At 73.4% G+C, this 12,065-nt stretch carries 9 protein-coding genes; 8 read left to right on the top strand and 1 reads right to left on the bottom strand.

Annotated elements, in window-relative coordinates:
- Positions 1 to 115 precede the first annotated feature (115 nt).
- From KRAD_RS04945 to KRAD_RS04960, 4 genes are all read left to right on the top strand, one after another.
- Positions 116 to 880, top strand: a complete 765-nt coding sequence (locus KRAD_RS04945; RefSeq protein WP_012084426.1) for a response regulator transcription factor — start codon at positions 116 to 118, stop codon at positions 878 to 880.
- Entirely contained in the window at positions 877 to 2,067 is a 1,191-nt protein-coding gene (locus KRAD_RS04950; protein WP_012084427.1) for a sensor histidine kinase, read from the top strand. The genes KRAD_RS04945 and KRAD_RS04950 overlap by 4 nt, the downstream gene beginning before the upstream one ends.
- Positions 2,068 to 2,162: 95 nt before the next feature.
- On the top strand, positions 2,163 to 6,026 hold the full coding sequence (locus tag KRAD_RS04955; protein WP_012084428.1) for a multifunctional oxoglutarate decarboxylase/oxoglutarate dehydrogenase thiamine pyrophosphate-binding subunit/dihydrolipoyllysine-residue succinyltransferase subunit: 3,864 nt from the start codon (positions 2,163 to 2,165) through the stop codon (positions 6,024 to 6,026).
- Between the two features lie 150 nt (positions 6,027 to 6,176).
- The gene (locus tag KRAD_RS04960) at positions 6,177 to 6,779 is read left to right on the top strand and encodes a GDSL-type esterase/lipase family protein (protein WP_012084429.1); all 603 of its coding nucleotides are present in this window, start codon (positions 6,177 to 6,179) and stop codon (positions 6,777 to 6,779) included.
- A 16-nt stretch (positions 6,780 to 6,795) separates the two neighbouring features.
- On the opposite strand, the gene KRAD_RS04965 is transcribed toward KRAD_RS04960, so the two are convergent.
- The gene (locus KRAD_RS04965; RefSeq protein WP_012084430.1) at positions 6,796 to 7,530 is read right to left on the bottom strand and encodes an AAA family ATPase; all 735 of its coding nucleotides are present in this window, start codon (positions 7,528 to 7,530) and stop codon (positions 6,796 to 6,798) included.
- Positions 7,531 to 7,546: 16 nt separating this feature from the next.
- On the opposite strand from KRAD_RS04965, the gene KRAD_RS04970 reads away from it, so the two are divergent.
- The 4 genes from KRAD_RS04970 to KRAD_RS04985 all read left to right on the top strand — a co-directional run bounded on the left by KRAD_RS04970 (position 7,547) and on the right by KRAD_RS04985 (position 12,045).
- Positions 7,547 to 9,253 carry a DUF7800 domain-containing protein gene (locus KRAD_RS04970; protein ID WP_012084431.1) on the top strand — a complete coding sequence of 569 codons (1,707 nt, stop codon included), beginning with the start codon at positions 7,547 to 7,549 and terminating at the stop codon, positions 9,251 to 9,253.
- 100 nt (positions 9,254 to 9,353) lie between these two features.
- Positions 9,354 to 10,277, top strand: a complete 924-nt coding sequence (locus KRAD_RS04975; RefSeq protein ID WP_049821072.1) for an ABC transporter substrate-binding protein — start codon at positions 9,354 to 9,356, stop codon at positions 10,275 to 10,277.
- A complete protein-coding gene (locus KRAD_RS04980) occupies positions 10,274 to 11,272 on the top strand; it encodes an amino acid ABC transporter permease (RefSeq protein ID WP_012084433.1) in 999 nt (332 codons plus the stop codon). Before KRAD_RS04975 ends, KRAD_RS04980 begins: the two co-directional genes overlap by 4 nt.
- Positions 11,269 to 12,045 (top strand): amino acid ABC transporter ATP-binding protein, encoded by a 777-nt coding sequence (locus tag KRAD_RS04985; protein WP_012084434.1) that lies wholly within the window; start codon positions 11,269 to 11,271, stop codon positions 12,043 to 12,045. The genes KRAD_RS04980 and KRAD_RS04985 overlap by 4 nt, the downstream gene beginning before the upstream one ends.
- The last annotated feature ends 20 nt before the right edge of the window (positions 12,046 to 12,065 follow it).

The following is a 12,065-nucleotide window of genomic DNA, read 5'->3' on the forward strand; positions in this document are numbered from 1 at the left end:
CCGCCCAGCCTAGGCCGCCTCCGGTCGGGGAGAGGCTGTGCAGGCCTGGTGCACACCGGCGGCGGCCGGGTCGCGGGCGGCTCCGGGGGCCGCGCGCCGTCCTACCCTGGCCGGTATGAGCATCGGAACCGCGTCCGCGCCCCAGGGCGGGGCGGGCCAGCCCTCGCGGACGGCCGTCGTCGTCGAGGACGAGCCCACCATCGCCGACGCCGTCGCGCGCCGCCTGCGCGCCGAGGGCTACACCGTGGAGACCGCCGGGGACGGGCCCAGCGGGGTGGAGCTGTGCGAGCGGGTCACCCCCGACGTCGTCGTCCTCGACGTCATGCTCCCCGGCTTCGACGGGCTGGAGGTGTGCCGGCGGGTGCAGGCCGCCCGTCCCGTCCCGGTCCTCATGCTCACCGCGCGCGACGACGAGACCGACAAGCTCGTGGGGCTGGGCGTGGGCGCGGACGACTACATGACGAAGCCGTTCTCGATGCGCGAGCTCGTCGCCCGGGTCAACGGCCTGGTCCGCCGCGTGGAGCGCGCGCGGGCGCTGGTCGGGGCGCCGGCGCCCTCGGCGGAGGCGATGCGCTTCCCCGTCTCCGACGGGGAGCTGGAGATCGACCGCGCCCAGCGCCGGGTGCGCCGGGCCGGGACCGAGGTGCACCTGACCCCGACGGAGTTCGACCTGCTGGTCTGCCTGGCGGAGTCCCCGCGCACGGTGCTGACCCGCGAGAAGCTGCTGGAGGAGGTGTGGGACTGGGCCGACGCCTCGGGCACCCGCACCGTCGACAGCCACGTGAAGGCGCTGCGGCGCAAGCTGGGGGCCGACCTGGTCCGCACCGTCCACGGCGTGGGGTACGCCTTCGAGCCCGGCGGCGTGCAGGAGGCCCCGTGACCCCTCCCCCGCAGGAGCCGCAGGTCGGGACGGGCCTGACCGGCCCGATCCCCATCACCGGCGCGGCGCACGACGCCCGCGCCGGGGCGGCCCGCACGGCGACCCGCCGCCCGTGGCCGGACGTGCGGCCGCTGGACCCGGTGCACTCGCTGAAGACGAAGCTGGCCCTGCTCGTGGGGGCCTCGGTCACCGTCGCGGCGCTGCTGGTCTGGGGCGGCCTGCGGCTGGCGGAGATCCACATCGGCCCCCGCTACACGCTGCCGGTCGCGATCGTCATCACCCTCGTCTTCACCCAGCTGCTGGCCCGGGGCATGACCTCGCCGCTGCGGGACATGACGGCCGCGGCCCGCGCGATGGCCGGCGGCGACTACTCCCGGCGGGTGCGCTCGACCTCCAACGACGAGGTCGGGGAGCTGGCCGACGCCTTCAACCGGATGGCCGAGGACCTGGAGGCCGTGGACCGCGAGCGCCGGGAGCTGGTGGCGAACGTGAGCCACGAGCTGCGCACGCCGGTCTCGGCGCTGCACGCGGTGATGGAGAACCTCGTCGACGGCGTCTCGGAGCCCGACCACGAGACCCTGGCGACGGCGCTGGCGCAGACGGAGCGGCTGGGCCGGCTCGTGGAGCAGCTGCTGGACCTCTCGCGCCTGGACGCGGGGGCGGTGGCGCTGGACCGCGAGGAGCTGGCCCTGGAGCCGTTCCTGGCCCAGGCGACGCGGGCGATGTCGATGACGGGGCGCGACGTGCGGTTCGTCCTGGACGTGGACCCGCCGGGGCTGAGCGTGGACGTGGACTCCGCGCGGTTGCACCAGGTGGTGGCGAACCTGCTGGACAACGCCTCGCGGCACTCCCCGCCGGGGGGCGAGGTGTTCGTCTCCGCGCACGCGGTGGGCCAGGTGGTGCGGATCAGCGTGCGGGACCAGGGGCCGGGGATCCCCGACGCCGACCGGGAGCGGGTGTTCGAGCGCTTCCAGCGCGGCAGCGCCCGCACCGACGGCGGGACGGGCCTGGGGCTGGCCATCGCCCGCTGGGCGGTGCAGCTGCACGGCGGCACGATCCGGGTGGCCCCGACACCGGAGGAGGGGGGCTGCCGCATCGACGTCCACCTGCCCAGGGTGACGGAGGGAGCACCCGGTGTGACGAAGACCTCAGCGGGCGAGGGCGCCCGACACGACCTCCGGGGCTGAGGGCGGGCGGCAGGCGCATACCACACGGGGATAGGGTGGACCCGCGCCCGTTGACCGACGTCATGTGACAACACGAGGAAGAAGGCGACACCGCCGTGCCTCCACAGGCCTCGCACCCCGAGGACAAGATCGCAGCAACCTTCGGCCCCAACGAGTGGCTCGTCGACGAGCTGTACGAGCAGTACCTGGCCGACAAGAACTCCGTCGACGAGGCGTGGTGGGAGTTCTTCGAGGACTACTCCCCCGCCGACAACCCCGCGGGCACCACGCAGTCCACTCCCCCCGGCACGAACGGCTCCCGGGCCCCCGAGGCCCACGGCACCCCCACCGGCGCCGTCCCCGGCAGCGGCACCGCGGCCGGCAGGCAGCCCGCCGAGGGGAAGCCCGCCAACGGGAAGCCCGCCCCGCAGCAGGTCCCGAAGGCCACCGCCACCCAGCCCGAGCAGCCGGCGCCGTCGCCGGCTCCCGCCCCGGCGACGGTGCCCACCGCGGTCAAGGCCCCCGTGCGCGCCGACGCGCCGCTGAAGGGCGCGCCCGCGGCCGCGGCGACCGCCCCCGCCGGTGCGCCGACCGCGCCCGCGGAGGACACCGTCACCCCGCTGCGCGGTCCCGCCGCGCGCGTGGTGAGCAACATGGAGGACTCCCTCGAGGTCCCCACGGCGACGAGCGTGCGCGCGGTCCCGGCGAAGCTGCTGGTCGACAACCGCATCGTCATCAACAACCACCTCAAGCGGTCCCGCGGCGGGAAGGTCTCCTTCACCCACCTCATCGGGTTCGCCGTCGTCGAGGCCCTGGCCGCGATGCCGTCGATGAACGCCGCCTACACCACCGACGCCAAGGGCAAGCCGGCCGTCCTGCAGCCGGCGCACGTGAACCTCGGCATCGCCATCGACCTGCCCAAGCCCGACGGTTCCCGCCAGCTCATGGTGCCCGCGGTGAAGCAGTCGGAGTCCAAGAACTTCTCCGAGTTCTGGAGCGCCTACGAGGACGTCGTGCGCCGCGCCCGCGCGGGCAAGCTCACCGCCGACGACTTCGCCGGCACCACCATCAGCCTCACCAACCCGGGCACCATCGGCACGGTCCACTCCGTGCCGCGCCTGGTGAAGGGGCAGGGCGCGATCATCGGCGTCGGGGCGATGGAGTACCCGGCCGAGTACCAGGGCGCCAGCGAGGAGACCCTGACCCGCCTGGCGGTCAGCAAGGTCATCACGCTGACCTCGACCTACGACCACCGCATCATCCAGGGCGCGGGGTCGGGCGAGTTCCTGCGGATCGTGCACGCGAAGCTGCTGGGCGAGGACGGGTTCTACGACCGCGTCTTCCAGTCGCTGCACATCCCCTACCAGCCGATCCGCTGGACCTCGGACATCTCCGTCTCCCACGACGACCAGATCAACAAGACCGCCCGCGTGGTCGAGCTGATCCACGCCTACCGCGTCCGCGGCCACCTCATGGCCGACACCGACCCGCTGGAGTACCGCCAGCGCGTCCACCCCGACCTCGAGATCGAGACCCACGGCCTCACCCTGTGGGACCTCGACCGGGAGTTCCCCACCGGGGGCTTCGGCGGCAAGGCGCACATGAAGCTGCGCGACGTCCTCGGGGTGCTGCGCGACTCCTACTGCCGCACCGTCGGCATCGAGTACATGCACATCCAGGAGCCCGACCAGCGCCGCTGGATCCAGGACCGGGTGGAGCGCCCCTACGCCAAGCCCTCGGCGGCCGTGCAGCTGAGGATCCTGCGCCGGCTCAACGCCGCGGAGGCCTTCGAGACGTTCCTGCAGACGAAGTACGTGGGCCAGAAGCGCTTCTCCCTCGAGGGCGGGGAGTCCGTCATCGCCCTGCTCGACGCGCTGCTCTCGCGGGCGGCGACCAACGGCATGGACGAGGTCTGCCTGGGCATGGCCCACCGCGGCCGGCTCAACGTGCTGACCAACATCGCCGGCAAGAGCTACTCGCAGGTGTTCCGCGAGTTCGAGGGCATGCAGGACCCGCGCACCGTGCAGGGCTCCGGCGACGTGAAGTACCACCTCGGCACCGAGGGCACCTTCACCGGCGAGGACGGCGAGCAGACCAAGGTCTACGTCGCCGCGAACCCCTCCCACCTCGAGGCCGTCGACCCGGTGCTGGAGGGGGTGGCGCGCGCCAAGCAGGACCGGATCAACATGGCGGGCAAGAGCTTCCCCGTGCTGCCGGTCCTCCTGCACGGCGACGCCGCGTTCGCCGGGCAGGGCGTCGTGGCCGAGACGCTGAACCTCTCGCAGCTGCGCGGCTACCGCACCGGCGGCTCGGTGCACGTGGTCATCAACAACCAGGTCGGGTTCACCACCGCCCCGGCCTCCTCCCGCTCCTCGGTGTACTGCACCGACGTCGGGCGGATGATCCAGGCGCCGATCTTCCACGTGAACGGCGACGACCCGGAGGCCTGCGTCCGGGTGGCGCAGCTGGCCTTCGAGTTCCGCCAGGCGTTCGAGAAGGACGTCGTCATCGACATGGTCTGCTACCGCCGCCGCGGCCACAACGAGGGCGACGACCCCTCGATGACGCAGCCGCTGATGTACAACCTCATCGAGAAGAAGCGCAGCGTCCGCAAGAGCTACACCGAGCAGCTCATCGGGCGCGGCGACATATCCGTCGAGGAGGCGGAGGAGGCGCTGCGCGACTACTCGGCCCAGCTCGAGCGCGCCTTCGCCGAGACCAAGGAGTCCAAGTCCGGTCCCGTCGACGGCGACAGCCGCGGCGGCCTGGAGCGGCCCGCCGCGCAGGAGGCCGACGAGCAGACCCCGGCCCGGACCCACCCCACGGCCGTGGACGCCTCCGTCCTGCAGCACATCGGCCAGGTCCAGGCGACCCCGCCGCAGGGCTTCACCGTCCACCCCAAGCTGCGGCAGCTGCTCGACAAGCGCGCGCAGATGTCCACCGACGGCGGCATCGACTGGGGCTGGGGCGAGCTGCTCGCGTTCGGGTCGCTGCTCATGGAGGGGACCCCGGTCCGCCTCGCCGGCCAGGACTCCCGCCGCGGCACCTTCGTCTCCCGCCACGCCGTCCTCACCGACCGCGTCACCGGCGACGAGTGGACCCCGCTGCTCTACCTGGGCCGCGAGGGGGCCGAGCAGGCGAAGTTCTGGATCTACGACTCCCTGCTGTCCGAGTACGCCGCGATGGGCTTCGAGTACGGCTACTCCGTCGAGCGCCCCGACGCGCTGGTGCTGTGGGAGGCCCAGTTCGGGGACTTCTTCAACGGCGCGCAGACGGTCATCGACGAGTTCATCGTCGCGGGCGAGCAGAAGTGGGGCCAGCGCTCCTCGGTCGTGCTGCTGCTGCCGCACGGCTACGAGGGCCAGGGCCCGGACCACTCCTCGGGCCGCATCGAGCGGTTCCTGCAGATGTGCGCCGAGGACAACATGACCGTGGCCGTCCCCTCGACCCCGGCCAGCTACTTCCACCTGCTGCGCCGGCAGGCCTACGCCCGCCCGCGCAAGCCGCTGGTCGTCTTCACCCCGAAGTCGATGCTGCGCCTGAAGGCCGCCCAGTCGGCGGTGGAGGACTTCACGACGGGGACCTTCCGGGAGGTCGTCGGCGACCAGGGCGGCCTGGACGCCTCGGCGGTCACCCGGGTGCTGCTGTGCTCGGGGAAGGTCTACTGGGACCTCGTCGCCGAGCGCGCGGCGCGCGGGGACACCACGACCGCCGTCGTCCGGCTGGAGCAGCTCGCCCCGCTGCCGGTCGAGCAGGTCCTGGCGGAGCTGGGGCGCTACCCCGGCGCCGAGGCGGTGTGGGTGCAGGAGGAACCGGCCAACCAGGGCGGCTGGTGGCACGTGGCGATGGGGCTGTTCCCCGTGCTGAACGCCAAGCTGCGGCTGGTCTCCCGGCCCGCGTCGGCCTCCCCCGCCGCCGGGTCGGCCAAGCGCCACCAGGCCGAGCAGCGCCAGATCGTCGAGGAGGCCTTCGCCCGCTGACGCGCGCGGACCCCGCCCCGGACCCCGTCACCCGCTCCCGGGTGGCGGGGTCCGTGCTCGGTCACGCCCGGCGCCGGGCAGCGACTATCCTCACCCTGCCCGCCCGAGACCCCGATCGAGGAGCACCACCCGCGTGAGCGAGGACCAGCAGTGAACGGCCGCTACGACGTGCGGGTGTGCCTCGTGGGCGACGAGTTCGTCACCGGCGTCGGCGACCCGCGCGCGCTGGGCTGGGTGGGGCGCGTCTCGGCCCGCACCCCCCGCGACGACCGCGACATCACCCTCTTCCCCCTCGGCGTGCCGGGGGAGACGACCACCGACCTCAACGGCCGCTGGCGCGAGGAGACCTCCCGCCGCTTCGTCGGCGGCGACGAGCACCGCCTCGTCGTCGGTCTCGGCCACGCCGACCTCGACGCCGGGACGACCCTGGCCCGCAGCCGCCTCAACCTCGCCAACGTCCTCGACGAGTGCGAGGCCCGCGGGCTGCCGACCCTCGTGGTGGGCCCCACCCCGGTCTCCGACGCCGAGCGCAACGAGCGCATCGGCGACCTCGCCGACGCCTTCGCCGACGTCTGCGCCCGCCGCCGGATCGCCTACGTCGACACCTTCTCCCCCCTGGCCGAGCACGAGGACTGGTACGCCGACCTCGCCGCCTCCGACGGGATCCACCCCGGGCAGGCCGGCTACGGGCTGCTGGCCTGGCTGGTGCTGCACAGCGGCTGGTACGACTGGCTGGGCGTCCCTCAGCCCTGACCGCGCTCCCGCCCGCCTAGAGGACGTGGCGCCAGTACCGTCCCGGCGCGTCGAGGAAGAAGCGCCAGTCGCGCACCAGGGCCAGGTCCTCCCACGCCACCGGGGTGATGCCCTGCTCGTCGACCTGCAGCACGCGGGCGCCGGGCAGGGCCGTCAGCACCGGTGAGTGCGTCGCGCACAGCACCTGCCGGCCCTCCCGCGCCATCGCCGCGAACGTCGCCCCCAGGGCCAGCGAGTTGCGGAACGACAGCGCCGACTCCGGCTCGTCGAGCAGCAGCAGCCCGACCGAGCGCATCCACGAGGCCCCCACGACGTCGAGGAACGACTCGCCGTGGCTCATCCGGTGCAGGTCGGAGTGCGACGGCGACCCGGCGGCGTGCAGGTAGCTGTAGAAGTCGTGCATCGTCTCCGCCCGCAGGAAGAAGACGTCGCGAGCGCGGGCGACCCCGCGCACGGCCTGCAGCCGCTCCCCCAGGCCCGAGGCGTCCACGGGGTCCCCGTCGCGGCCGGGCCCGCGGTGGCGGCGCGACCCGCCCCCGGCGGGCACGCCGAGGGCCTCGGCGATCCCCTCGACGATCGTGGACTTCCCGGCGCCGTTCTCCCCCACGAGGAAGGTGACGCCCGGTGGCACGTCGAGGCCCTCGGTGAGCAGCTGCGTCACCGCGGGTACGGAGTCCGGCCACGTCGCGGGGTCGACGACGGCGTCCGGGTGACGGTGGACGCGGCGCAGGAGCCGGGAGGGGTCGGTCATGGTCCAACATTGCCGGATGCCCTCCCTCCTCCTCGGTCCCCTCCTGCGCCACGTCGACGCCACCCGGGCGACCGTCTGGGTCGAGGTCGACGAGCCGGGGACGGTGCGGGTGGAGGTGACCCTGCCCGACGGGTCCACCGCCACCGGCCGCGACGAGACGCTGACCCTGCACGGGCACCACTTCGCCCTCGTCGTCGTCGACGGCCTGCCCACCGGGGAGCGGCTGCCCTACGGGGTGCACTGGGAGGCGCGGGGCGGCGCGCAGGCGGACGGGGTGCGGCTGTGGCCGCCGCGGGAGTGGTCGTGGCCGGCCAGCGAGATCCGCACCCCCCGCGCCGGGGAGCCGCTGCGCCTGGCCTTCGGCTCCTGCCGGCGCGCCGGCGACGACGGCGAGGAGGCCACCCGGCGGGTCGGCGTGGACGCCCTCAGCGCGCTGGCGCACCGGATGGTCGAGGAACCCGTCGAGGGCCGCTGGCCGGACCTCATGCTCTTCGTCGGGGACCAGGTCTACGCCGACGACCCCAACCCCGGCATCGTCGAGCGGCTGCGCGAGCGCCACGCCGGCCGCGCCGACGACGCGGACGACGTGCGCGACGAGATCGGCGACTTCGAGGAGTACACCTGGCTCTACCACGAGACGTGGGGCCACGACGCGGTCCGCTGGCTGCTGTCGACGACGCCGACGTGCATGCTGCTCGACGACCACGACCTGCGCGACGACTGGAACACCTCCGACGTGTGGCGCGAGCAGGTCAGCGCCCTGCCGTGGTGGCGCGAGCGCGTCACCGGCGCCTTCGCCAGCTACTGGATCTACCAGCACCTGGGCAACCTCTCCCCCGACCAGCTCGCCGGCGACGACCTGCTGAACCGGTTGCGCGGGATCGAGGACGACGCCGAGCGCGACCGGGAGCTCGACGAGTTCGCCCGCGCCGCCGACGCGGACGCCAGGACGGCGCGCTGGAGCTTCTCCCGCGACCTGGGCACGACGCGGCTGGTGGCGATCGACTCCCGCTGCGCGCGCCGCCTGGACCCCGCCGACCGCCACATCACCGGCGAGGACGAGTGGGCCTGGGTGCGGTCCCTGGCCCTGGGCGAGGACCGGGAGGAACCGGCCCGCCACCTGCTGCTGGCCACGACGCTGCCCGCGTTCCTGCTGCACGGCATCCACCACGCCGAGACCTTCGACGAGGCGCTGGCCAGCGGCCGCTTCGGGCGCCGGGTCGCGGGGTGGGGCGAGAAGCTGCGCCAGGCCGCCGACCTGGAGCACTGGGCGGCCTTCCACCGCTCCTTCCGCGAGCTGGTGGACCTGCTGGGCGCGGTGGGCCGCGGCGAGCACGCCCCGGCCAGCGTCCTGCTGCTGTCGGGGGACGTGCACTGCAGCTACACCGCCCAGGTGCACCTGCCCGGCGTCGACCCGGCGGCGACGGTCGTGCACCAGCTGGTGATGTCGCCGTTCCGCAACCCGCTGCAGCGGGCCATGAAGGTCGCCAACCGCCTCTTCGACGCCCGCCCGGTGCGGGGGTTCATCCGCGGGCTGGCCCGGGCGGCGGGGGTGCGCGAACCGGCGGTGAACTGGGACGTGGAGCACGGGCCGTGGTTCGACAACGGGGTCATGACGGTGGTCCTGGACCCGGACGGGCGGGCGGTCCTGGAGGTGGACCACGCCCGGCGCGGGCCCCGTCCGCGGTTGCGCCGGACCCTGACCGAGCAGCTCACCGTGTGACGACCGCGTTACGAACTCCCCCCGGACCGGGCAGCGTGCACGATCTCGCCGCGGCTTGGTCCACACTGTGTCCGCTCCACACCCGTCACCGGAGGTTCCCGTGCTCGTTCGCCCCCCCGCCCGTCGCCCGTTCCTCGGCGCTCTCGGTGCCCTGGCCGTCCTCGGCTTGACCGCGGCCGGCTGCGGTTCGGACTCCCTGTCGGGGGGCACCTCGTCGGAGACCACCTCCGGCTCCGCGTCCGCCGCCCCCAGCGGCAGCGCCGACGCCGCGCTGCGGGCGATGCTGCCGCAGTCGGTGCAGGACTCCGGCAAGCTGCGGGTGGGCACCAACGCCGAGTACGCGCCGAACGAGTTCCTCGAGGGTTCGACGATCAAGGGCATGGACATCGACGTCATGAACGCCGTGGCCGCCAAGCTCGGGGTGACGGCGGAGTTCTCCAACGCCTCCTTCGACTCCCTCATCACCGGGGTGTCGGGCAACCGCTACGACGCGGCGATCTCCTCGTTCACCATCAACGACGAGCGCAAGCAGGCCGTCAACATGGTGCAGTACTACAACGCCGGCACGCAGTGGGCGACGAAGGCCGGCAACCCCGAGGGGATCGACCCCGAGGACGCCTGCGGCAAGACCGTCGCCGTGCAGTCCAGCACCACCCAGTCCGACGACGACCTCCCCGCCCGGCAGCAGGCCTGCACCGCGGCCGGGAAGCCGCAGATCCAGGTCCTGGCCTTCGAGTCCCAGCAGGACGCCACCAACGCCCTGCTGCAGGGCCGGGCGCAGGCGATGCTCGCCGACTCGCCCATCGCCGCCTACGCGGTGAAGCAGACCCAGGGCCTGGAGCTGGTCGGGGACATCTACGACGCCGCGCCCTACGGGATCGTCGTGCCCAAGGACCAGACCGCCACCGCCGAGGCCATCTCCAAGGCCCTCCAGGAGGTCGCCGACGACGGGTCCTACGCCGCCGCCCTCGGCACCTGGGGTGCGGAGGACGGTGCGGTGACCGAGTTCCCGGTCAACCCGTGAGCTCCACCCCGGCCCCCGGTCCCGGCCGGGAGCGCGAGCAGCGGTTCGTCCCCGTCGACGCCGTCGAGGTCCGCCACCCCTGGCGGTGGGTGACGGTCGCGGTGATCGCGGTGCTGGCGCTCATGCTGGCGCACCTGCTGCTCACCAACCCCGCCTTCGACTGGGGCTTCACCTTCGAGGCGATGAACCAGAGCATCGTCATCCGCGGGTTCCTGCTGGGGACCCTGCTGACGACGGTGCTGGCGATGGTCATCGGCATCGGCGGCGGGGTGCTGCTGGCGGTGCTGCGGCTGTCCGGCAACCCGGTGCTGCGGGCGGTGTCGTGGGCGTTCACCTGGTTCTTCCGGGCGATCCCGCGCTACGTGCTGCTGACCTTCACCGGCGGGCTGGGGGCGCTGTTCGCGACCGGCTTCTCCCTCGGCGTCCCGTTCGACTTCCTGCTCTCGGACTGGCTGGGCACGCCGGAGCTGCGGTTGTTCACCGTGCCGCAGGGGACGATCTACGACGTCCTCGGCGGGGTCGTCGCGGGCGGGCTCATCGGTGGGGTCATCGGCCTGGGCATCTCCGAGGCCGCCTACATGGCCGAGATCGCCCGGGCGGGGCTGCTCAGCGTCGACCGCGGCCAGCACGAGGCCGCCGAGGCGCTGGGCATGTCCAAGGGGCTGGCGATGCGCCGGGTGGTGCTCCCGCAGGCGATGCGGGTCATCGTGCCGCCCACCGGCAACGAGGTCATCGCGATGCTCAAGGACACCTCGCTGCTGGTGGCGATCCCGGTGAACATCGAGCTCTTCTACCAGCTCGGTCAGATCGGCCAGCGCACCTACCAGGTGGTGGCCACGAACATGGCGGCGATGCTCTACTACCTGATCGCGACCTCGATCCTCATGGTGGGCCAGTACTTCCTGGAGAAGCGGTTCGGCCGCGGCTTCGGGACCGGCCCGGCCCGCCGCACGGCGCCGGCCGGGGTGTCGATGGGCCCGGGGGGTGCCAAGTGAGCGCCCTGGTGGAGGCCCGCGGCGTCCACAAGGCCTTCGGCCACGTCGAGGTCCTCAAGGGCATCGACCTCGACGTCGAGGCCGGCGAGGTCGTCTGCCTGCTGGGTCCGTCGGGTTCGGGCAAGACGACGTTCCTGCGCTGCATCAACTCCCTGGAACGCATCGACGGCGGCCGCATCCGCGTCGACGGCGAGCTCGTCGGGCTGGAGGAGCGCGGGGGGCGGTTGCACCGCCTGACCGACAAGCGGATCGCCCAGCAGCGCCGCGACATCGGCATGGTGTTCCAGCGGTTCAACCTGTTCCCGCACATGAGCGCCCTGGAGAACGTCGTCGAGGCCCCGGTGCGGGTCCGGGGCGTGGCGAAGGCGGAGGCGAACCGCCGGGCGGTGGAGCTGCTCGAACGGGTCGGACTGGCCGACCGCGCGCACAACTACCCGGCGCAGTTGTCCGGCGGGCAGCAGCAGCGGGTCGCGATCGCGCGGGCGCTGGCCATGCAGCCCAAGCTCATGCTGTTCGACGAGCCGACCTCGGCGCTGGACCCCGAGCTCGTGGGCGAGGTGCTGGAGGTCATGCGCGAGCTGGCCGCGGACGGCACGACGATGGTCGTCGTGACCCACGAGGTCGCCTTCGCCCGCGACGTCGCCGACCAGGTCGTCTTCATGGACGGCGGGGTCGTCGTGGAGCGAGGGACCCCGGCGGAGGTCATCGGCGACCCCCGCGAGGAACGCACCCGGACCTTCCTGGCCCGGATGCGCACCGGCCAGGACGGCTGAGCGGGACCTCGCGCGGGACG

The sequence above is a fragment of the Kineococcus radiotolerans SRS30216 = ATCC BAA-149 genome (assembly GCF_000017305.1).
GTDB classification, from domain to species: Bacteria; Actinomycetota; Actinomycetes; order Actinomycetales; family Kineococcaceae; genus Kineococcus; species Kineococcus radiotolerans.

Excerpts from the sequence above, each read along its gene's own strand:
- KRAD_RS04945 (WP_012084426.1), top strand. The coding sequence starts at position 116 with ATGAGCATCGGAACCGCGTCCGCGCCCCAGGGCGGGGCGGGCCAGCCC.
- KRAD_RS04970 (WP_012084431.1), top strand. The coding sequence starts at position 7,547 with ATGCCCTCCCTCCTCCTCGGTCCCCTCCTGCGCCACGTCGACGCCACC.
- KRAD_RS04965 (WP_012084430.1), bottom strand. The coding sequence starts at position 7,530 with ATGACCGACCCCTCCCGGCTCCTGCGCCGCGTCCACCGTCACCCGGAC.